The following is a 20,868-nucleotide window of genomic DNA, read 5'->3' as shown; positions in this document are numbered from 1 at the left end:
GCGGGCCGAACACTCTTCCGTACAGGTGTCCGGACAGTATGGCATCCTGGCGTGGCTGCGTCAGCGGTTCACGAACCCGGCCCGGGTCGCACACCTTGATTGCAGTCCGCTTGCCGTAGTACTGTCTGGACAGGTGTCTACCATAGATCCTGGACAGTAATCTGGGGAAGGATTTCCACATGACTTCGGTGAAACCGCCGCGGGTGTCCGGAGGCGAACACGAACACGGCCATCTGGAGGAATTCCGCACCGACCCGATTGCGCTCATGCGCCGGGTACGGGAGGAATGCGGCGACGTCGGCCAGTTCGAGCTCGCCGGCCGCCACGTCATCCTGCTCACGGGGTCCGAGGCGAACGAGTTCTTCTTCCGCGCCGCCGACGAGGACCTCGACCAGGCCGCCGCCTACCCGTTCATGAAACCGATCTTCGGTGAGGGCGTGGTCTTCGATGCCAGCCCGGAACGCCGCAAGGAGATGCTGCACAATTCCGCGCTGCGCGGCGATCAGATGCGCGGCCACGCCGCCACCATCGAACGCGAAGTCGACCGGATGCTGGCGAACTGGGGCGACGAAGGCGAAATCGACCTCCTCGATTTCTTCGCCGAACTCACCATCTACACCTCCTCGGCCTGCCTCATCGGCACGAAGTTCCGCGAGGAACTCGACAGCCGGTTCGCGCACCTCTATCACAACCTGGAACGCGGGACCGACGCCCTGGCGTATGTGGACCCGTATATGCCGATCGAAAGCTTCCGGATCCGTGACGAATCCCGGGCGCAACTGGTCGAGCTGGTCCAGGAGATCATGAACACCCGGATCGCGAACCCGCCCGCCGACAAGGAGGATCGCGATCTGCTCGATGTGCTGGTATCGGTGCAGAAGGAAGACGGCACACCGCATTTCAGCGCCAGCGAGGTCACCGGCATCTTCATCTCGATGATGTTCGCCGGCCATCACACCACCTCCGGTACCGCCGCGTGGTCGGTGATCGAACTGCTGCGCCACCCGGAGGTGCTGTCGGGTGTCGTGAAGGAACTCGACGAGCTCTACGCCGACGGCCAGGAAGTGAGTTTCCACGCGCTGCGCCAGATCCCGCAGCTGGAGGCGGTGCTGAAGGAAACGCTGCGGCTGCATCCGCCGCTGATCATCCTGATGCGGGTGGCGCAGGGCGAATTCGAAGTATGCGGACACACCATCTCCGAAGGAGACCATGTCGCGGCGACCCCCGCGATCTCCAACCGGCTACCGGAAGATTTCCCGAACCCGGACAGTTTCGACCCCGGCCGCTATATCGACCCCAACCAGGAAGATCTGGTCAACCGCTGGACCTGGATCCCGTTCGGCGCCGGCCGGCATCGTTGCGTGGGCGCCGCGTTCGCGCTGATGCAGTTGAAGGCGATCTTCTCGGTGCTGCTGCGGGACTGGGAATTCGAGATGGTGCAGCCCTCGGAAAGCTACCGCAACGACCACTCCAAGATGGTGGTGCAGTTGCAGCAGCCGTGCACGGTGCGATACCGGCGCAGGCGCCGGGAGAACTGATGACGTACGTCATCACGCAGCGCTGCTGCAATGATGCGAGCTGCGTGGCCGAATGCCCGGTCGACTGCATCCGGCCGCGCCCCGAGGACCCGCAGTTCGCGACCGCGGAAATGCTCTACATCGATCCGGATACCTGTATCGACTGCGGGGCCTGCTACGAGGCCTGCCCGGTAGACGCGATCTACGCCGAAGAGGATCTGCCCGGACATCTCGAAGGATTTCTCGAGGTCAACGCCGGATACTTCGCGAAATATCCACTCGAACCGGATATGGCTCCCCCGCCGCCGGTGCGGCGCCTCGCCAAGGATCTGGGGACATTGCGGGTCGCGATCGTCGGGACCGGCCCCGCTGCCTGCTATGCCGCCGAACAGTTGCTGTCCGCCGGGTCGGTGGAGGTCGAGATGTTCGACCGGCTGCCGACCCCGTGGGGGCTGGCCCGCTACGGGGTGGCGCCGGATCACGCACAGACCCGCGGGGTCACCGATATGTTCACGGCCGCGTTCAAACGCGACACCCTGCAGATGTATCTCAACACCGAAATCGGTAGTCACCTCACGCACGAAGAACTCCGGGACAGCGTGCACGCGGTGATCTACGCAGTCGGCGCGCCCGCGGACCGGAAGCTCGGTATCCCGGGCGAAGAACTACCGGGCAGCCATTCCGCCACGGAGTTCGTGGCCTGGTACAACGGCAACCCCGACTACGCGGACCGGGAATTCGACCTGTCCGGGCAGCGGGCGGTGATCGTCGGCAACGGCAACGTCGCCCTCGATATCGCGCGGGTGCTGACCATGGACCCCAGCGAACTGGCGGCCACCGATATCGCCGACCATGCGCTCGCCGCGCTGCGGCGCAGCGAGATCCAGGAGGTTGTGATCCTCGGCCGGCGCGGGCTGCTGCAGGCGGCCTACAGCGCCCCCGAATTCCGGGCGCTGGGAAGGTTGACCGGGGTCGATATCGTCGTGGACCCGGCGGATGTGGTTCTCGACGAGGCCGGGCAGGCGTTCCTGGACAGTCCGGAAGCACCCTACGAGCTCGGGCTCAAGGTCGCCGCCGCCGGCGATTACGCGGCGCGGCCGCTGCGCGACGGGCACAAGCGGATCCGGTTCCAGTACTGCGTCTCCCCCACCGAGATCGCCGGCGACGAGCGGGTCCGGTCGGTGCGGTATGTGCACAACGAACTCAGCGGTCCCGCCGGATCACCTACCGCCCGGCCGACCACTGATACCGGTGAGGTGGAGGCTTCGCTGGTCCTGCGCGCCGTCGGATACCGCGGGCAGCCGATCGGCGATCTGCCGTTCGACGACGACCGCGGGGTGCTGCCCACCGAATCGGGCCGGGTCGTCGATTCGGCCGGAACACCGGTTCCCGGAATCTATGCGGCCGGTTGGATCAAACGCGGACCCCGCGGGGTGATCGGCTCGAACCGTGCCGACGCCGCCGAAACCGTCGCCGCCATCCTGGACGATTTCAAGGCCGGCGCACTGCGCGCTCCGGTCCGCGACCGCACCGCGCTGACGGACCTGGTCCGGCAGCGGCAACCCGATATGGTCGACCGCACCGCATGGCAGGCGATCGATCGCGCCGAACGCGCCGCCGGCGCCGCCGCGGGCCGGCCGCGGGTCAAACTGGCCACGGTCGACCAGCTGCTGGCGACCGCCCGCCGCGGCTGAATCGGACTGCCCACCCGATCCGGCCCGCGGGTGTCGCCGACCTCGACAGCGGCGGGCGCCGATCGATCCATCACTCCGTCGCCGGCGGTCGGGGCACGATGCCGCCCGAGCGGAACGACCCGGCCGGTCGGGCCCCGGTCAGGCGCCGAAGCGCGCGACCAGGCGCCCGGTGACCTCGTTGCGGCGCAGCCGTTCCAGGCCCTCGCCGATCTCGTCGAAGGCGATCTCGCTGTACGCCGGTTCGATCTCACCGGCGAGCAGCAGGTCGAAAACCTCTTCGATGTCCTGAACCGTCCCGCCCAGCGAGCCGACCAGGGTCTTACCGAGGATCGTCGCGGAGGCGACGGTGAACGTGGGCCGCCCCAGCCCGACCTGGACAACCATTCCGCCGCGCTTCACCGCGTCGATGGCCTGCTGTGTGGTGTCGAAGCCCGCGTAGTCGACCACGAGATCGAAGCCCTGTCCTGCCCATTCGGAGGCGTCGCGGACGAGATCGGTGGCACCGGCGGCCCGGGCGAGGTCCCCGAGGCCTCCGATACCGGGCACTGTCGTTCCGGGCGATGAATTCAGGTCACGAGGGCTCGGCGCGCGTAAGCGCGAACATCCGCGTCGGTATCGTCCACCGCCCCTTGCAGTGCCAGGCGAGCCGGTTCGAACCCGGGCCAGGTCGCCAGAGTCAACACCGCTGCCTTGCGTACATCCAGGTGTGGGTCCGCGAGCGCGTCGGACAGCGCGGTAATTGCCGAGCCGGAATCGGCCGCCGCCAGCCCCCGGGCCGCACCGACTCTGACCTGCCAGGCGGAGTCCCGCAGCGCGGCGATACAGGTATCGATATCGGCCGTCGCGGCGCCGGTGCCGGCGAACGCGGCCAGCGCAGCGGCCCGCACCAATGGGTCGCGATCGCCGGACAGCGTTCGCACGATATCGGCACCCCCGTCCCCGATCGTGGCCAGGCCCTGCGCCGCCGCGATACGTACTTCGCGGTTGGGGTCGGTGGCCGCGGCTGCGATCGCGTCGCGTTCGTCGAGCGAGACCAGCGCTCGCACACCTTCGATCCGGACGCGATGGTCGGGATCGCCGAGAGCCGCACGGAAATCGGCAACCGTGCCCGCGCGTAGCGCGCGCAGCAGATCGACGACGGCCGCGCGGACGACCGGGTCGCCGGAAGCGAGCCGGCCGGCGAGGCCCGCCGGGGAAGGCAGGACTTCCACGAGTTCACGCAGTGCTGCCGCGGCGGCCGCGCGGACAGACGCCGCCGTGTCGTCCAGTGCCTGCATCAGGAGCGGCGCGTAGCCGTCGGGAGTGTTCTCCGTCAGTGCCGCGATCGCCGCGACCCGCACCCGGCCGTCGGGATCGCCGAGGTATTCCGCCAGTTGCGCGGCGGTGGGCGCGTCCAGGGCGAGCAACGCGACGAGCCGCGGCGAGGCGGCGGAGGCGAGTTCGGCGGCCACACCACTCGGCTCTGGCGTAGCGGTTGCCGGGGCGCGGCGGTGCCCGACGAGGTCGGGTTGCGCGACGACGACCGGCTCGTCCAGGGAGGGTAGAGCGTCGAGTCCGGGGACCGGCACCAGATACGGTGCGACCGGACGCTTCAGGAACTCCATCGCACCGTCGGCGCGTTTGCGGAGGTTGAGATGGTAGCGCCACTGCTGGTCGTCACGTTCGGGGAGATCGGAGCGTTCGTGGTAGAGACCCCAGCGGGATTCGGTGCGGGTCAGCGAACTGCGGGCGGCCATTTCCGCGCAGTCGCGGATGAACGACACCTCGACGGCGCGCATGAGTTCGTGCGGTGTGCGCGCACCCATGTCGGCGAGGTCGCCGCGCATCCGTTCGAAGGTTTCCACCGCCAGCGAGAGTTTGGCGGCGGTTTTCGGGGGCGCCACGTAGTCGTTGACGAAACGGCGCAGTTTGTATTCGACCTGGGGTTGCGGCGGTCCGTCGGGATTACGCAGCGGCCGGTAGACGAGCTCGTGGGCGGCCGCGATCTGGTCGGCGGGCAGAGTTTCCGGGGCGGGCACATCGGCGAGGGTTCCGGTGGCGTGGGCACCGGCCAGTTCGCCGAAAACGAAGGCGCCGATCATGTAGTTGTGCGGAACGCATGCCAGATCACCGGCCGCGTACAGACCGGGCACGGTGGTCCGGGCGTTCTCGTCCACCCACACCCCGGACGCGGAATGCCCACCGCACAAACCGATCTCGGAAATATGCATTTCGATATCGTGGGTGCGGTAGTCGTGGCCGCGGTTGGCGTGGAAGGTGCCGCGAGTGGGGCGTTCGGTGGTGTGCAGAATCCCTTCGAGAGTGCGCAGGGTTTCGTCTGGCAGATGTGACACCTTCAGGTAGATGGGTCCACGCGCAGAATCGATCTCGCGTTTCACCTCCGCAATCATCTGCCCCGACCAGTAGTCGGAATCCACGAAGCGCTCCCCCTGGGCGTTCACCTGGTATCCGCCGAACGGGTTCGCCACGTACGCGCAGGCGGGACCGTTGTAATCCTTGATCAGCGGGTTGATCTGGAAGCATTCGATCCCGCTCAGCTCCGCGCCGGCGTGGTAGGCCATCGAATAGCCGTCGCCGGCGTTGGTCGGGTTCTCGTAGGTGCCGTACAGGTAACCGGAGGCGGGTAATCCCAGGCGCCCGCACGGGCCGGTCGCCAGGACGACGGCCTTTGCCGCGACGGTAACGAATTCGCCTGTCCGGGTGTTCAGCGCGGCCGCCCCGACCGCCCGGCCGCCGGCGGTGAGGACCCGCACCGGCATCAACCGGTTCTCGATCCGGATCCGCTCCCGGTTCTTCCGCTGCCGCAGCACCCGGTACAGCGCTTTCTTCACATCCTTGCCCTCGGGCATCGGCAGCACATAGGACCCCGACCGGTGTACCCGGCGCACCGCATACTCCCCGTACTCGTCCTTCTCGAATTTGACGCCGTAGCGTTCCAGCCGCTGCACCATGGCGAAACCGCGGGTCGCGGTCTGGTAGACGGTGCGCTGGTCGACGATTCCGTCGTTGGCGCGGGTGATCTCGGCGACGTAATCCTCCGGTTCGGCCTTCCCCGGGATCACCGCGTTGTTGACGCCGTCCATCCCCATGGCGAGCGCGCCGGAGTGCCGGACGTGTGCCTTCTCCAGCAGCAGCACATTCGCGCCGTGTTCGGCGGCGGTCAGCGCGGCCATCGTGCCGGCCGTGCCGCCCCCGATGACGAGAACATCGCAGTCGAGGCGGACGGTATCGGCGAGGTCCGGCGCCGTGAACAGGGCGGGTGCGGTCACGACAGGGCCTCCATGATTCGGGCGCGAGCGTCGCGCCGGTCGGCGGTTTCGCGCGGATTCGGAATATCGACGAGGGCGCGCAGCGGCTGCCCGGCGCGACCCAGCACTGCGACCCGGTCGCCGAGCACTAACGCCTCGTCCACGTCGTGGGTGACGAATACGACGGTGGTGGGGTGGGTGCGCCAGGTCTCGACGAGCAGTCGTTGCATGGTGGCGCGGGTCTGGCTGTCCAGCGCGCCGAAGGGTTCGTCCATCATCACCGCGCGCGGCGCGCCTGCCAGGCCGCGCGCCAGCTGCACACGCTGGCGCATACCGCCGGACAGGCTCTTGGGCAGGAAATCGCCGAATCCGGTGAGACCGACCTCCTCGATCCAGCGGTCGGCAGCGGTCCGGCGCCCGTACTTCGGTTCGCCGCGTAACCGCAGCGCCAATTCGATATTGGCGCGCACACTGCGCCACGGCAGCAGCGCGTTGTCCTGGAAGACGACCGCGCGGTCGCGGGAGGTGGTGATGACCGGATCGCCGTCGGCCAGCACTCGGCCGGAGTCCGGTGTCAGCAGACCGGCCAGTGCCCGCAGAACCGTGGATTTCCCGCAGCCGGACGGCCCGGTGAGAACGAGGATTTCGCCGGGCCGGACATCCAGGGTGAGATCGTGGATCACCGGGTCACCGGTATAGGACAGCGAAACGGCGTCCAGCTGTAGGGCAATCCCGTGTTCGCCGGTGTCCGTTTGCGGGTCTCGGGTGGTGAGGGTGCTGGTCATCGGGTGTTCTCCTCTCCCCTGGGCAGCCAGCGCGTGACCCGGCGGCCGAGCAGTTCGACCGCCGCGGAGGTACCGAATCCGAGGGCGCCGATGGTGATGATCCCGACGAACACTCCGGGATAGTCGACGATGGTGTACGCCTGCCAGGTGCGGTAGCCGACACCGAGGCGGCCCGAGATCATCTCCGCGGAGATCAGGCAGATCCAGGCGACACCGAGTCCGACGGAGAGCCCGCCGAAGATACCGGGCAGCGCGCCGGGGAAGATCACGCGCACCAGCACATCCCAGCGATTACCGCCGAGGGTGCGCACCGAGTCCTCCCACAGGGTGGGCAGGGCGCGCACCGCGTGCCGGGTGCTGACCATGATCGGGAAGTAGGCGGCGAGAGCGGTGATGAAGACGATGCCGGCTTCGTCGTCGGGGAACAGCAGGATCGCGATCGGCACCACCGCGATCGCGGGGATGGGCCGGGCGAGTTCGGTGAGCGGGCCGAGGATTCCGGCGAACACCCGGGACCGGCCCAGCGCGATCCCGCTCGCGACACCGAGCACGGTCGCGACGGCGAACCCGGTGAGGATCCGGATCAGCGATTGGGCGAGATCCAGGTAGTAGACCTCGGTACCGAGCTGACGCCCGAAGGCCGCGAGCACCTCGGTGACGGCGGGCAGAGTGTCGAATCGCAGCCACAGCCGGATATCGGCGGCGGTCAGCAGCTGCCAGATCAGCACGGCACCGGCCACCGAACCCACCCGTAGTGCCCGGCCCGGCCACGGTGAACGGGTGCCGCGCCGGGACCGGGGGTGGTCGCTGTGCAAGGCAGTGCCGGAATCGGCGGGGGCGGCGACGGTCACGATCGGACCTCCGCGACGGCCTGGTCGTAGCCGACGGTTCGGGCGGTGGGGTGCGTCTGCCGGTGACGGTCGGCGGCCGCCGGAGTGGTGAATGCCAGGTAGGTATCGCCGTCACGCAACCACACGGCCTTGTCGGCGAACCAGCGGGTGCCCAGTTCGGAATCGACCACGTAAGCGGCGCGGATCGTTTTCCCCTGTGCGCGGGCGGCTTTCACCGCCCGCAGCAAGTCGGTGGGGTCACCGGCCGGCTGGGTGGTGTCCTGCCCTTCGACCCAGAGTTCGTTACCGGAACCGCTGGTGCGGTTCGTGGTGTCGGCCAACGCCGCGTCGTAGTCCTGGCCGCGGGCGGCGAACGCCGCGCGGATCAGGCGGTCGTCGGCGAACGCGGCCGTGTCGAGGTCGGCGAAATCGCCGATCGACTTCAGGTATCGCACATCGTCTGCGAACGCGGCGAGCAGGTTCGGTTTGAGAGTGGTGTCGAAGGAGGTACCGCCGGGGCCGTTGTACAGGTAGACCACTTCCTGCGGCAGTTGCGAACCCTCGGCCACGATCCGCGCCGCCTCCAGCGGTTGGCGCCACAGGAATTCGGTGGCGTCCAGTTGCGCCTGCAGGAAGGCATCGACCACTTCGGGATGCTGCGCGGTGTAGTCCTGCCGGGCGACGACCCCGTGGAACGTCGGAACATTCAGCTCGGCACCGTCGTAGAGAAGCTTCGCCTTGTCCTGGAAAACGAGCAGTCCCGGCCACGCCACGAACTGCGACAGCCCGCTGACCTGACCCGACTCCAGGGCCGACGCCCCTACCTGCGGCTGCTGGTTCAGCACCTCGACACCGGTGACCGGGTCGATCCCCGCACGGGTCAGCGCCTGCACCAGTGTGCCGTGGCCGGCGGATCCGACGCTGGCCGATACCTTCGTGCCCGCCAGGTCCGGCAGGCCCGTGGCCGGCGAATCCGGCGGAACCACCACCATGTTCAGTGCGCCTTTGGCGTTGTATCCGGTGACCGAAAGGAATTCCGTGCGAGATCGCTCGCCGGCCTGTGTGCGTGACCCGTTGATCAGCAGCGGGTAATCACCCATGGAACCGATATCGATCTTCTCCGCCACCATCTGCGCGGTGATCGGGGCGCCGGTGTCGTAGTCCTGCCATTCGACCTCGTAGGCCGGGCCCCCGTTCTCGGTGAGCCGCGCCAGCCGCTGCTCCAGATACCCCTGGGCACGCAGCAGGGTTCCCGCGGTGACGGTGTTGATCGTTTTGGACTGGTATCCGATGACGACACGCACCGTATCGCCGGTGGCGGCGTCTTCCAGCGAGCACCCGGTGAGGGCGAGCGCCCCGGCCGCGAACAACGCGGCCAGGCGTTTCAGTGTGGGCATGGTGGGTCTACCTCAGGAGATACGGCATGTTGACGGTGACGGCACCCGTAGGACAGCGGGCCGCGCAGGGGCCGCAGTACCAGCATTCGTCCACATGCATGAACGCTTTGCCGTTGTCGGGGTTGATCGCGAGGGAGTCGAGCGGGCAGATCTCGACGCACAGGGTGCAGCCTTCGATACACAGGGATTCGTCGATGGTCACGGGGATATCGGTGCGCTGGTTCGCCAGGGCCATCTACAGGACCTTCCATTCGGGGTTCGTGCGGGAGAGACTGCCGCGCAGGGTGATCCGGTCACCGCGCATCCGGATGTACTCGAGGTCTACCGGTGTACCGTCGTCGAGACGGGTGAGCCGTTCGAGCATCAGCAGTGGTGCGCCGGCGGGGACGTCGAGAGTGGCGGCGGTGTGCCGGTCGGCGGGTATCGCCTCGACGGTCAGGTCCGCCGAACCGAGGGGGTGTCCGCTGAGCTGTTCGAGAAGGACGAACACATCGGTGTGGGCGAGATCGTGGTCGAGGATGCGGGCACCGATATCGGGGGCCAGGTAGGTGAGGTCGAGGCTCAACGGCCGATCGCCGAGATAGCGCAGGCGTTCCAGGTAGACGACCTGCTCACCGGGTTCGAGGCCGAGCCGTCGAGCGACCACCGGCGGGGCGATGATGCGCTGGCCGGCCCGGACCTCGTTGCGGACTGTTCCGCGCCCCTCCAGGGTTTCCTGCAGGCCCAGCAGCGCGTCCAGTCCGTGGTCGAATTTCTGGGCGGCCACCCGGGTTCCGACCCGGGGGGCGCGGTCGATCAGACCTTCGTCACGCAGGAGAGCCAGCGCATCACGGATGGTGTTACGTGAGCTCCGGTGTTCCGCGGCCAGTTGCTGTTCGCCGGGCAGGGTGTCACCGACGGTGCCGGCGTGGATCTGGTGGCGCAGGATATCGGCAACTCGCCTCGCCTGGTCCGCACGCACGCGGCGGACAGTCGCACCGCTGCCGGACCGCTCGGTGTTCATCTCACTGACCTGCATGAACTGTGACGATAGCCGCGTTTCGCCACGGTCCCGGGCGGCCGCAGAGACAGCGGATATGCAAGTTGGCGATTACGCCGGGAGTACGATGGGCGCGACCAGCGTGGACACGCGGAGGCGCGGCTATTCCGCCACCCCACGGCGCGGCCGGTCAGGTTGGGATCAGCCCGATTCGAATGAACGGCGAGAGCGCAGGCAACCGATGCCGTGCCGTGCGCCATGGGACGGCCCACCGCGCAGGCAGGGGCTTTCCGGCAGCGTCATCCGCCGTCCCACCGGTGTCGAGCTCACCGGTTGCGATCTCGTCGAAGCAAGCAGACCGAAGGTCTGGGGACCGACGGCCCGCACTTCCAGCACTCGGCGCCGTGCCGCCGTCCGTCCGTCCGTGGACTGAATCGGTGGACTGTGCGCAAGCCGTGCTCGCTTTCCACCGGTTGGCGCGACAGGAGGCGAGCTACTTCCATGCGGCCGTGAACAGACCGTTCATCGCTCCGCATCGTGTGTGGTGGCGCGCACCGCCCTGCGCATCTGCATCTCTGCTTGTTCTGCGTCGGTGGCGGGATCGATCACCAGTAATCGGATCCGGCGATCGTCCGGGCCGAAGACGTACATCATCTGGGCCGGCTGGTCCGGAAGCGGGCCGGTGATCTCGATCCCGTCGGGTGGGTCGATACCCCGCTGGGCCGCACTGAGAACATTCCAGTCGAACGAGATCCGGGTGGTCGCTCCGAGCCGCGTGGTGAGAGCGGCAATCAGGTCGTGCAGTTCGGTGGTCAGGTTGTCGGTCCTGGGCCACCACGCGCCATCGACACCCTCGACACCCCCGGCACGGTCGCCGAGCAGCAATCGCGGGGTGCGCGTGGGCGCAGCGAATGGTTGCCCGCCACCGGCAGCGGGCTGGAATCGGCCCGGATCGCGGTCGCCTGCGCGACCACCGCTCCGGCTCTGTGGATTCTGGGTCATATCAAGCTCCTGGAACTGCCTTGGACGCGGAGGGGGTAGGCACCGGGATTCCGGGAGCGGCGCGATGAGACCGCCTTCGTCGTCCCAGCGACGTAACGCGCACGCGTATTGAGCGCGCTCTGCGTTGCGCCCGGCGACGGCGGCCATCGATTCCTCGGTCGCACGCCCGCCGCTGTTGGCATTCGCCGGGTGTGGCAAGTCCTCGGAGGTCTCATACGAAACGCCCGGGCTCCTCCATACTACCCGGGCATCTGGCCTGTTCACCGCCCGCGCCGGGGCGTCGCCCGGCGCCGTGACCGCAGCCACCTGTCGATATCCGACCCCGGTCCGCCATCGGGGATCGAGCGGTGCTGCACCGCGCTCGTTACTGCCCCAGCGACCGGGGTGATGATCCGAAGAGTCAGGGTGGCGCCGACTCCGGCGATATCGAGAGTGCGCGCGGGCATATGCCGATATCCGTCGAGCCGGGTCCGATGCCCGCCGCTGACCAGCTCCCCCGGTGCGGCGGTCCACTCGTCGCGGTGATAGCTCACGCGAAGAACCGGACCGAACCCGGGCCGCAGTGCGGAGAGCAACTCCCCCAGCTCCGCGACCAGATTACGGCTGTACGGCCACCAGGCCCCGTCGGCGTTCCCCATACCGACAGGATCGAGTTCGAGCCGCAGCCGCCGAGTGGACCAGTCCTGGCGACGCGTGTCGATCGCGTTCGATTGTGACCTCATAATCGTTACTCCTGTTCGGTCGAGGTGCTGGTGCGCTCGGCAGCTACAACGGTTCCCGTACCAGGCGCCGAGCGTGCTGTTGGGTCGATATCAGCGCCAGCGTCGACTCCGCACCCTGGTTCTCATTGCGACCGATGGCTTCCAGCCCGTCCGAGCATCCGAAGCTGTCCGGATCGAGCAGTGGGACGCCGATATCGTTGCTGCCGCGGAACCAGGCTTCGCACAGCATGACCGCGTCTTTCCACTGCCGATCGCCGGTCACGTCGTAGGCACGGGCGCAGGCGTCGGCCAGGCATGCGACCTCGACGGGCTGCTGATCGAAGCCCGGCCTGGGCTCCCCGGTCGCCCAGCCGTCGACCGGGGTCACGGAGAGGTGATCACCGGCGGTCTCGGTCGCGAGCAGCCATCGCAACATCGCCAACCCGTCGGCCAGGATGCGCTCCTTGCCGGGAAGCGAGCCGACGGCGAGCAACGCCTCGGCCAGTACGGCGTTGGCGTACTGCAGCCGTGGTTCGGGCCACCGCCAATCGGGTCGGCGCGTCGGCGGACCGATCAGCGTCGCAGCATCGCTCGCGAACTCACGAGCGCAACGATTCCTCGGATCCGCCCGCAAAATCTCGGCCGCTCCCAGGGCGCCGAAAGCCATCGCACGAACAGACCGGGGCCGGTGCCGGGCAGCAACCGCAAAGCGCGCCAGCGCGATCTCCGCCAAATCGGGTCTGTGTGTGACCACGACGCCGAGTGCCCACAGGGCGCGGCCCCAATGATCGTCGAGGCTCGCCTCGTCCTGCCAATGCCGATCCGACCCGCATCGATTGTGGCACCGCCCATCCGGAGTGAGCGCGTCGATCAGGAAGTCGAAATACACGGTGGTGAGGTCGAGCAGCTGCTGGGAGGGCTCGGGTTCGCGGACAGCGACCACGACACCGCGTGCCACATCGTCGACGCAGTAGCCGCCGTCGACACGAGGTTCGGTAAGCCGCGCGTGCTCGAATATTCCCCGGTCGTCACTGAGCCGGAACAAGTGCGTGTAGGAGATGGTTTGCGTGGTCATGGGCATGAGTCCACCCCGTTCCCGGGTTGTCTGTGACCGTCCGCGCCAACGCGGCGGTGCGGCAATCGGCGATCGGTAGGTGCGAATCTGTGCATATCTGCCTTTCTTCGTCGGGAGAGGCGGACCGCGCCACCAGGAGGTATCAGCGCTGCAATGCCATTCGGCGATGCCGCCGGTGGGCACGGTGGCGGGTGCCGGCCGAAGGCCGGACACGGGCTGGGCGGGCCGCAATCGCATGTAGCGTCGAACGCAAGCCTGTCCGGTCGGCCGACACTGCCCGGTCGCTGCTGTCGGCGTGGTCGCCCTCGGATTCATTGCGTCCGAGGAATTTTCGCTCCGAGGCCGTTTCGGGTGCATCGTCGCTGGTCGCGGTCAAGAAGCTGTCCGGTAGAGCGAGTTTGTGGATGGTGCGCAGGGTCAGCAGATACTGGCGCCACAGCGGTCCCGTGGTGTATGGGAGGTCGTACTTCTCGCACAACGCCCGCACCCGGTGGCTCATCTCCGCATAGCGGTTGCTGGGCAGGTCGGGGAACAGGTGGTGTTCGATCTGATAGCACAGGTTCCCGCTCGAGAACGCCGGCAGCGGACCGGCGTCGAAGTTGGCAGTGCCCAGCATCTGCCGCAGATACCACTCGGGCTTCGACGTGAGAGTGCGCCGCCACCGCCGCCCGCTCAACACCGGGAAAAGCAGGAAATCCTTACCGGCCTGCCGGCCGATCTTCTGGACGAAGGCCTTGGTCTGCGCGTCCTTTTTCGCGGGTGTGGCCGCACGGTCGCGTTCGGAGTCCAGATCGTGCAAGGCGATCCCCCATTCGAACGTGGCCGCGAGCAACAGGTTCTGCAGCGGTTGCAACAGCAGCCGTGGTCGCCAGGGCTGATCGCGAGTCACCCGCATCACGCCGAAACCGATATCGTCGTCCATGCCGAGCACATTCGTGTACACGTGGTGGCGGAAGTTGTGGGCGTAGCGCCATTGCGCCGACACCCCGGCCATATCCCACTCCCAATTGCGAGAATGGATTTCGGGATCGTTCATCCAATCCCATTGACCATGGCCGATATTGTGACCGAGTTCCATGTTCTCGACACTCTTGGCCACTGCCAGGCCGCCGGCTCCCAGCAGCCAGCCGGTCTTACCCCTGCTCAGGGCAATGATGAGGCGGGAGACCACGTCCAGCCCCCGCTGGAAGGCGATGGTGCGGCGGATGTACGCCGCATCCCGCGCGCCCCGTTGATCCACGATATCGCGCCGTATCGCATCGAGCTCGTTGCCGAACGCTTCGACATCGGCGGGACTCAGGTGTGCGTAGACACCGACTTCGGTAATTGCCATTGCTCATAACCTCGAGTTTGCCGAGTGTTGTGCCACGACCGAACCGATGCCGGTGCATATGCGCACCGGTCAGCGTCTGAACGCGTTTCCTGCCGCGTTCCTGGCCCGGTCGATGAAAATCCGTGCCGGTGGGACGCTCCGTTGCGCTCGATCGCGACTGCCGCTGCCCGTTTTGCCGGACAGCTTGTTCAGGCTCGCTCTCGCCGCCTGAATCCGGTGCATGATCATGTTTTTGCCGGCCATCGGGACGATCCCGTCTCCGGATGCGCGGTCTGGCCGCGGTCGCCCGGATCGGCCGACCGGTCGACGCATATATCCGGTTATGCGACCAGCGTAGACGCGTATACGACGTATGTCTACAGTGTAGACATACGTTGTTATCAACAGCAGATGAACGGGTGGTGCGCGCAATGAACGACACAAGGGCAGGCCCCTTCCGCAGCCAGGACCGATCGGACGATCAGCGCGGCGTCCGTCGCGCCCGTCCACTGACCCGCGTGACGGTATTGGCCGCCGCGCTCGAGATCATCGACCGCGACAGCGTCGAGCAGCTGACGATGCGACGCCTGGGCAAGCGGCTGGGCCACGATCCGATGGCGCCCTACCGGCACGCCGCCGATAAATCCGCACTACTCGACGGCGTCACAGAATTCGTGCTCGAGCAGCTGAGAGTCGATATCGAGGACCCCGACTGGCGCCACCAACTGCGCGCCGTCGCCCGGGACTTCCGCCGGCTCGCCGTCGCACACCCACATGTGGTGCCACTACTGGCCACCCACCCGCTCGTCACCCCGCTCGGCCGGCGGCCATTGGGCACCCTGCGTCCGATGGAACGGATACTGGAACTGCTCATCCGGGCCGAATTCAGCGGTAGCGACGCACTGTTCATTCACCGCGCCCTGTTCGGATTCCTGTACGGGCACGCGCTGAACGAGTTGCACGAGATCGTCGACCGGCCGGAGGAGGGCACAGATCTGCCGCGACTCGGCATGGATCATCTCCCGATCGGTGAGTTCCCGCTGTTGCGCGGACTGGCCGCCGAGCAGGCCGGCTACGACGGCGGCGCCGAACTCGAACGTGGCCTCGACATCCTGATCACCGGTCTCAGCGCCACCCTCACCCCGGCCGCACCGCAACCGGAGCAATCCAGCGGACCGGACGCACCCCGTCATCGCGCGGCGGGCGCATCCTCCGGTCCGGGGAGAACGGCAGCACCGGAACCGGGCAACGGCGCGTGATCCGGCCCCGGCAAGGTCGCCGCCAATCCGGCCAGCAGGATATCCAGACCACGCTCGAGCTCCACCGCCCCGTCGTAGGCCGCCAGCACCGGCGCCAATGCGCGTATCAGCGGGAACTCACCGATCGGTAGCCGATACAACCCGAGCCGCAACAGATCGTCGGTTTCCTCCGGACGCTCCACGATCTCCTGCAATTCGTTGAGCACATGGCCGTACAGAAACCCGAACAGCGCCCGGTAGATATGCAGGGCATCGACCTCGGTATACCCGACCCGCGTGAGCAGCGCGAGCATATCCTCCAGCGGTCGAACCACCGCCGGGGGCCGCAAGCCGAGCGGCGTGCCCAGCGGCCGCGTCACCAGCAGCGGCACCACTCTCGGATGCGCCGATGCCATCCGACGGAACTCCCGGGCCACCCGGCGCACCTCGGCGACCCAATCGGAGGCCTCGGCGTCGACCGACAAGGTCCCGAACACCACCTCGGCGATACCGTCGAGAACAGCGGCCTTGTTCGGCAGATGCCGATAGATCACCATCGGATCGCGGCCCACCGCCTCGGCCAGCCGCCGCATCGACAACCCGTCGACCCCATCGCGGTCGACGATCTCGACCGCCGCGCTGAGCACCGCCGCCCGAGTAACCGGACTGCCCCGGCGTCCGGCCCCGGCTTTCCTGCGGTCATTCGGCGATCCGGCCACGACAAGGCTCCGTTCCTCGGGACACGCGCGATCGAGTGTAGACCTACAACGTTGACACACTCGGCCGCGCGAAGTCTACGAAGGTTTTACGGCCGGTCGCCTCCGTACGTTTCGCGGCCGAGGCACTCCGGTCGCTGGTCGGCTGGTCCCTGAAATGCGCTCGACCGCGACGAAATCATCAGGGGCGCCCGTTGCGTGTCCGGGCGGTCGTCAGCATATTCGCGGCTACGCGCGAAAACCTCCGAGGGCGACCTCGTAGCGGACACTCGGATCGATTACGAAGTGATCAAATGCCGGGCGGTCGGTATGGGTCAGGAGTCTCCGTCGATTAGTCTCACCGCGGTCGTCCGGTGGCGTCGGCACAGCCGCTTCCGGGCGCCACATTCGCCTCTACATATGGAGTGACACCGTTGTTTTCGCCCCCGTCCGATTCCCAGTCGGCCGTACTTCCGCTCATTCAAGGGTCACCGCAGACCACCCCCGACGAGCCCCGAGTTCCGTTCTACCGCGACGAGATCGCCCAGGCGCCGCACGCCGCCTATCGCGAAATGCGCCGCCGATACGGCGCGTTGGTGCCGGTCGAGTTGGCTCCCGGCGTCCCGGCGACACTCGTCGTGGGCTATCACACCGCTGTGCGCATCCTCAATGATCCGGAGCACTTCCCGGCGGATTCTCGTATCTGGCAGAAGGATATCCCGCGCGACTGTCCTGTACTGCCCCTGCTGGAATGGCGCCCGTCGGCTGTCCGGAACTCCGGTCGTGTGCATGCCCGTTACCGGCAAGCGACCGTCGCCGGGGTGAACGGGGTCGATCTGTATTCGCTGCACAGTCGAGTGGAAAGAATCGCCGTACCGCTCATCAACGCGTTCTGCACCACCGGCTCGGCGGAACTCATCACGCAGTACGCGTTTCCGCTGACCTTCGCGCTCATCAACGACATACTGGGCTGTCCGCCCGAGATCAGCCGGCGCGCGGCGGCAGGAATGGCCACGATGATCGAGGGATCGACAGCGGCGGCCGGCAAAGGCAACGCCATGTTGGAACAGGCCATGGCGGACCTGGTGAACCTGAAAAAGAACGAACCCGGTCACGACATCGTCACCCGGATGGTGCAGGACCCGGCGAACCTCGACGACGAGGAGATGCTCCACAACGTATACAGCTTCTACGGAGCGGGTATCGAACCGCTGCAGAACCTGATCGTCAATTCGCTCCGGCTGATGCTCACCGACGAGCGTTTCGCGGGCGACGTGCTCGGCGGGAGCCTTTCGACCCGGGATGCCGTGGACGAGGTGTTGTTCACCGATCCGCCGGTGGCGAACTACGCGGTCTCCTTCCCCCGCCGGCCCGTCCTGATCGACGGCGTCTGGCTACCCGCACATCAGCCGGTGATGATCAGCATCGCCGCGTGCAACAACGATCCGGCGATCGACACCGGGGAGTACACCGATAACCGTGCCCACCTCGCGTGGAGCGTCGGCGCGCATATGTGCCCGGCGAAAGAGGTGGCCTACCTCGTGGCAGAGACGGCCATCGACCAACTGCTCGACGCATTACCCGAAATACGTCTCGCCGTACCGTCCGGGGATCTCACCTGGCGTCCGGGGGCTTTCCAACGTGCGCTCACCGCGTTGCCGGTGACGTTTCCCGGTTCCGCGCCACTGACGATCTGATCCCGGCAGCCCTGCCGCGTGAGCCGGCGTGACCGCTGCACGAAAGATGCCCCACCACACCACCAAAAGGTAGTGTAGCCTTCCCTAAGTACCGGCAGGGGTCCCCGGCGGGGGCCCTCCCAGGGGAGGCAGAAATCCATGTCACCACACACCGAGTGGCTACCGCGTGCCGAGAGGCGGGCCGGAGAATCGTTCGACGCCGCAGAGAATCCGGTGCCCAGGCGATGACCTCCGCAGAAGGAGCACATGTGGCAGCGATCCAGGTCGTCGATCTCGTCAAGAAATACGGCGAGGTGACGGCCCTCAACGGGATCTCGTTCGAGGTTGCCCGCGGAGAGGTACTCGGCCTCCTCGGCCCCAACGGCAGCGGGAAGACCACCACGGTCACACTGCTGTCCACCCTGCAACGACCCACCTCCGGTAGCGCCCGCATCTGCGGCCACGATGTGATCGCAGAGGCTGCCCGGGTACGCGAAACCATCTCGCTCACCGGGCAATACGCCGCGCTGGACGAGGGTCTGACCACCGTGGAGAACCTGTCCGTATTCGGCCGGCTCACCGGTATACGCGGCCCGGGTCTGCGCACCCGGATCGACGAACTCGTCGAGCAGTTCGATCTCGCCGCGGTGCGCAACCGGCGGGTCGGTGCCCTGTCCGGCGGAATGCAGCGCCGGGTCGATATCGCGAGCGCCCTGGTCACCCGGCCCGAGGTCCTGTTCCTCGACGAACCGACCACCGGTTTGGATCCGCGCAGCCGCGCCTCGGTCTGGGACACCGTCGCCGGCCTTCGGGACGCAGGGATCACGGTCCTGCTGACCACCCAGTATCTGGAGGAAGCCGACCGGCTCGCCGATCGTATCGTGATGCTCAACCGTGGTTCGGTGGTGGCCGCCGGCACACCGGGTCAGCTGAAAAAACAGGCCGGCGCTGCTGTTTGCGAAGTAACCCTCGTGGAACGCACCGATACGGCCCGGGTCGTCGGCCTGCTCGACGGGCTGGACCTCGTCGAATCACCATCGGACGGCACGGCCGCGGGGGCGCAGGCGCATCCTCGGCTCGTGGTCCGGGCCCCGAACGGAATGGCGACGGTCGCCGGCGTTATCGACCGACTGGACACCGCGGGAATCGACGTGGTCGATATCGGCCTGCGCCAGCCCTCGCTGGACGAGGTGTTCCTCCAACTCACCGAGACGAGCTGATGGTGACCGCAGTCGAATACGCGCCCACCCCGAGCGCCCCCGGCACAACTATGCCTCGGAGTACGGTCGGGCTCGTACCGGCCACTGCGACTCTCGCCCGCCAGAAGATTTCGGCCGCGGTCCGTTCGGGTGATGTCGTCTTCGCTGTCTTCGGGCCGGTCGTGTTCTTCCTCTGTTTCTATACGCCGCTGCACCGCCAGTTCGAACTCGGTGGGGCCGATTATGCGCAGTTCCTCACCCCGATAATCCTTTTGCAGGCCGGGCTCTTCACCGCCATCACCGCCACCGAGTCCGCCGGGCAGGACGCACGAGCCGGGGTGCACGAGCGGATGATGTCGCTGCCGATCCCGCGCGCCGCGCCGTTCCTCGGGCGCATGGCCTGGGTGGTGGTGCGGATGGTTCTGGCACTCGGCGGCGGGCTCGCCATCGGCTGCGCCCTGGGCTTCCGGCTTCAGGGCACGATCGTGGAATCGCTGGTCTTCGTCGCTCTGGTCGTTGTTTTCGGACTGGCAGTGAGCATGGTCACCGATGCGATCGGCACCGTGGCCCGCAATTCGGTATCGATCGCGAGCGTTCTCATGATTCCGCAGCTGATCCTGGTGATGGCGTCCACCGGCCTGGTCGCCGCAGCGGCATTCCCCGACTGGATACAGCCGTTCGTTCGCAACCAGCCGATGTCGGTCTACGCCGACGCGCTCCGGGCGCTCGCCTCGGGCGCCGATGTCGAACTGACCGCGGTTGTGCTCTGGTCGGTGGCACTGCTCGCCGTCGGCGGTGCGGCAATTGTGATCGCGGGCCGAGCACAGGTGAAACGATGACGGAGACAATGACAGACACAGCAACCTGGCCGGCCCGGCAGACCGTGCCGATACTGCGTCAATCGGTCGTCCAGGCGAGTGCGCTCCTGCGTTCCTGGTCGCGTGATCCGGGAATCGTGGTGCAGTCGATAGTTTTTCCCGCCTTCCTGCTGCTGATGTTCCAGCTGGTCCTGGGCAAGACCGTGACGTCGATGGGCGGCGGCGACAGTATCTTCGGCAACACCGGTCTGGTGGCGCTGGTGGGCGCCCTGTTCGGCACTCTGGCCACGGCGATCAGCCTTATCCACGAACGCGATACCGGACTGCTGGCCCGCATGTGGACGCTGCCGGTGCCGCGCCCGGGTTTCCTCGCCGGCCGGCTGCTCGCCGAAGCGGTGCGCACCGGGATAGCCACCGTTGTCCTGTTCGCCGTGGCGATCCCGCTCGGGTTCCGGTTCGAGCAGGGTATCGCCGCCGGAATCGGCGCTGTCCTGGTGGCGATGGTATTCGCGGTAGGAATCGCGGTGCCGGTGATCGCCATGGCCACGGTCGCCTCCGGCCGGCAGGCCGTCCAGCAACTCAATGGGTTCTTCCTCCTGCTGTTGTTCTTCAACGGAGGTTTCGCACCCGTCGGCGAGTATCCGGGCTGGCTCCAGCCGGTGGTCCGGCATCAGCCGATGACACCGGCGATCGATACCGTTC

Annotated in this window: 19 protein-coding genes; 7 read left to right on the top strand and 12 right to left on the bottom strand. The window is 67.1% G+C overall.

All coding sequences use genetic code 11. From position 1 onward, the window contains the following. Positions 1-179 precede the first annotated feature (179 nt). Together cyp51 and ON22_RS11840 are read left to right on the top strand one after the other, a co-directional pair. Complete coding sequence (gene cyp51, locus ON22_RS11845) at positions 180-1,538, top strand: lanosterol 14-alpha demethylase (RefSeq protein WP_033246128.1); 1,359 nt, start codon at positions 180-182, stop codon at positions 1,536-1,538. Beyond that, positions 1,538-3,211, top strand: coding sequence for an FAD-dependent oxidoreductase (locus ON22_RS11840; RefSeq protein ID WP_033246237.1), 1,674 nt, complete (start codon positions 1,538-1,540; stop codon positions 3,209-3,211). The genes cyp51 and ON22_RS11840 overlap by 1 nt, the downstream gene beginning before the upstream one ends. Positions 3,212-3,349: 138 nt before the next feature. Here ON22_RS11840 and ON22_RS11835 read toward each other — a convergent pair whose 3' ends face one another. From ON22_RS11835 to ON22_RS11785, 11 genes are all read right to left on the bottom strand, one after another. Then, positions 3,350-3,757 (bottom strand): zinc-binding dehydrogenase, encoded by a 408-nt coding sequence (locus ON22_RS11835; protein WP_051157524.1) that lies wholly within the window; start codon positions 3,755-3,757, stop codon positions 3,350-3,352. 20 nt (positions 3,758-3,777) lie between these two features. After that, the gene (locus tag ON22_RS11830) at positions 3,778-6,480 is read right to left on the bottom strand and encodes a fumarate reductase/succinate dehydrogenase flavoprotein subunit (RefSeq protein ID WP_051157523.1); all 2,703 of its coding nucleotides are present in this window, start codon (positions 6,478-6,480) and stop codon (positions 3,778-3,780) included. Then, positions 6,477-7,244, bottom strand: a complete 768-nt coding sequence (locus ON22_RS11825) for an ABC transporter ATP-binding protein (RefSeq protein ID WP_051157522.1) — start codon at positions 7,242-7,244, stop codon at positions 6,477-6,479. Before ON22_RS11825 ends, ON22_RS11830 begins: the two co-directional genes overlap by 4 nt. Next, positions 7,241-8,059 carry an ABC transporter permease gene (locus ON22_RS11820; RefSeq protein ID WP_051157528.1) on the bottom strand — a complete coding sequence of 273 codons (819 nt, stop codon included), beginning with the start codon at positions 8,057-8,059 and terminating at the stop codon, positions 7,241-7,243. Before ON22_RS11820 ends, ON22_RS11825 begins: the two co-directional genes overlap by 4 nt. 32 nt (positions 8,060-8,091) lie before the next feature. Continuing rightward, positions 8,092-9,462, bottom strand: coding sequence for an ABC transporter substrate-binding protein (locus tag ON22_RS11815; protein WP_033246241.1), 1,371 nt, complete (start codon positions 9,460-9,462; stop codon positions 8,092-8,094). Positions 9,463-9,478: 16 nt separating this feature from the next. Beyond that, positions 9,479-9,706, bottom strand: coding sequence for a 4Fe-4S dicluster domain-containing protein (locus ON22_RS11810; protein ID WP_033246130.1), 228 nt, complete (start codon positions 9,704-9,706; stop codon positions 9,479-9,481). Further along, positions 9,707-10,489 carry a GntR family transcriptional regulator gene (locus ON22_RS11805; RefSeq protein ID WP_051157520.1) on the bottom strand — a complete coding sequence of 261 codons (783 nt, stop codon included), beginning with the start codon at positions 10,487-10,489 and terminating at the stop codon, positions 9,707-9,709. Positions 10,490-10,972: 483 nt separating this feature from the next. After that, positions 10,973-11,452 (bottom strand): DUF5994 family protein, encoded by a 480-nt coding sequence (locus ON22_RS11800; protein WP_231508711.1) that lies wholly within the window; start codon positions 11,450-11,452, stop codon positions 10,973-10,975. Between the two features lie 260 nt (positions 11,453-11,712). Further along, positions 11,713-12,174 carry a DUF5994 family protein gene (locus ON22_RS11795; protein WP_051157516.1) on the bottom strand — a complete coding sequence of 154 codons (462 nt, stop codon included), beginning with the start codon at positions 12,172-12,174 and terminating at the stop codon, positions 11,713-11,715. 43 nt (positions 12,175-12,217) lie between these two features. Beyond that, positions 12,218-13,228: a hypothetical protein gene (locus tag ON22_RS11790; protein ID WP_033246131.1), complete on the bottom strand. Its 1,011-nt coding sequence runs from the start codon at positions 13,226-13,228 to the stop codon at positions 12,218-12,220. 142 nt (positions 13,229-13,370) lie between these two features. Then, positions 13,371-14,561: a fatty acid desaturase family protein gene (locus tag ON22_RS11785; RefSeq protein ID WP_033246132.1), complete on the bottom strand. Its 1,191-nt coding sequence runs from the start codon at positions 14,559-14,561 to the stop codon at positions 13,371-13,373. 410 nt (positions 14,562-14,971) lie between these two features. Here ON22_RS11785 and ON22_RS11780 point away from each other — a divergent pair, with 410 nt between their 5' ends. Beyond that, on the top strand, positions 14,972-15,799 hold the full coding sequence (locus ON22_RS11780) for a TetR/AcrR family transcriptional regulator (protein ID WP_081595513.1): 828 nt from the start codon (positions 14,972-14,974) through the stop codon (positions 15,797-15,799). On the opposite strand, the gene ON22_RS11775 is transcribed toward ON22_RS11780, so the two are convergent. Continuing rightward, positions 15,730-16,497 carry a TetR/AcrR family transcriptional regulator C-terminal domain-containing protein gene (locus tag ON22_RS11775; protein WP_051157514.1) on the bottom strand — a complete coding sequence of 256 codons (768 nt, stop codon included), beginning with the start codon at positions 16,495-16,497 and terminating at the stop codon, positions 15,730-15,732. The two genes, ON22_RS11780 and ON22_RS11775, sit on opposite strands and share 70 nt — an antisense overlap. Before the next feature lie 410 nt (positions 16,498-16,907). Between ON22_RS11775 and ON22_RS11770 the strand changes: the two genes are divergently transcribed. From ON22_RS11770 to ON22_RS11755, 4 genes are all read left to right on the top strand, one after another. Then, positions 16,908-18,170 (top strand): cytochrome P450 family protein, encoded by a 1,263-nt coding sequence (locus tag ON22_RS11770; protein ID WP_033246247.1) that lies wholly within the window; start codon positions 16,908-16,910, stop codon positions 18,168-18,170. A 248-nt stretch (positions 18,171-18,418) separates the two neighbouring features. Next, positions 18,419-19,369, top strand: coding sequence for an ATP-binding cassette domain-containing protein (locus tag ON22_RS11765; protein ID WP_231508712.1), 951 nt, complete (start codon positions 18,419-18,421; stop codon positions 19,367-19,369). Then, positions 19,369-20,187 carry an ABC transporter permease gene (locus tag ON22_RS11760; RefSeq protein WP_033246134.1) on the top strand — a complete coding sequence of 273 codons (819 nt, stop codon included), beginning with the start codon at positions 19,369-19,371 and terminating at the stop codon, positions 20,185-20,187. The genes ON22_RS11765 and ON22_RS11760 overlap by 1 nt, the downstream gene beginning before the upstream one ends. A gap of 8 nt (positions 20,188-20,195) precedes the next feature. Next, positions 20,196-20,868 (top strand): ABC transporter permease (locus tag ON22_RS11755; protein WP_043740057.1); only part of this gene is annotated, 673 nt, incomplete at its 3' end.

The organism is Nocardia carnea NBRC 14403 (assembly GCF_000308515.1).
Lineage (GTDB): Bacteria > Actinomycetota > Actinomycetes > Mycobacteriales > Mycobacteriaceae > Nocardia > Nocardia carnea.
This window is presented reverse-complemented; position numbering and strand designations above follow the sequence as displayed.

Excerpts from the sequence above, each read along its gene's own strand:
- cyp51 (WP_033246128.1), top strand. The coding sequence starts at position 180 with ATGACTTCGGTGAAACCGCCGCGGGTGTCCGGAGGCGAACACGAACAC.
- ON22_RS11840 (WP_033246237.1), top strand. The coding sequence starts at position 1,538 with ATGACGTACGTCATCACGCAGCGCTGCTGCAATGATGCGAGCTGCGTG.
- ON22_RS11825 (WP_051157522.1), bottom strand. The coding sequence starts at position 7,244 with ATGACCAGCACCCTCACCACCCGAGACCCGCAAACGGACACCGGCGAA.
- ON22_RS11810 (WP_033246130.1), bottom strand. The coding sequence starts at position 9,706 with ATGGCCCTGGCGAACCAGCGCACCGATATCCCCGTGACCATCGACGAA.
- ON22_RS11805 (WP_051157520.1), bottom strand. The coding sequence starts at position 10,489 with ATGCAGGTCAGTGAGATGAACACCGAGCGGTCCGGCAGCGGTGCGACT.
- ON22_RS11800 (WP_231508711.1), bottom strand. The coding sequence starts at position 11,452 with ATGACCCAGAATCCACAGAGCCGGAGCGGTGGTCGCGCAGGCGACCGC.
- ON22_RS11795 (WP_051157516.1), bottom strand. The coding sequence starts at position 12,174 with ATGAGGTCACAATCGAACGCGATCGACACGCGTCGCCAGGACTGGTCC.
- ON22_RS11790 (WP_033246131.1), bottom strand. The coding sequence starts at position 13,228 with ATGACCACGCAAACCATCTCCTACACGCACTTGTTCCGGCTCAGTGAC.
- ON22_RS11785 (WP_033246132.1), bottom strand. The coding sequence starts at position 14,561 with ATGGCAATTACCGAAGTCGGTGTCTACGCACACCTGAGTCCCGCCGAT.
- ON22_RS11780 (WP_081595513.1), top strand. The coding sequence starts at position 14,972 with ATGAACGACACAAGGGCAGGCCCCTTCCGCAGCCAGGACCGATCGGAC.
- ON22_RS11760 (WP_033246134.1), top strand. The coding sequence starts at position 19,369 with ATGGTGACCGCAGTCGAATACGCGCCCACCCCGAGCGCCCCCGGCACA.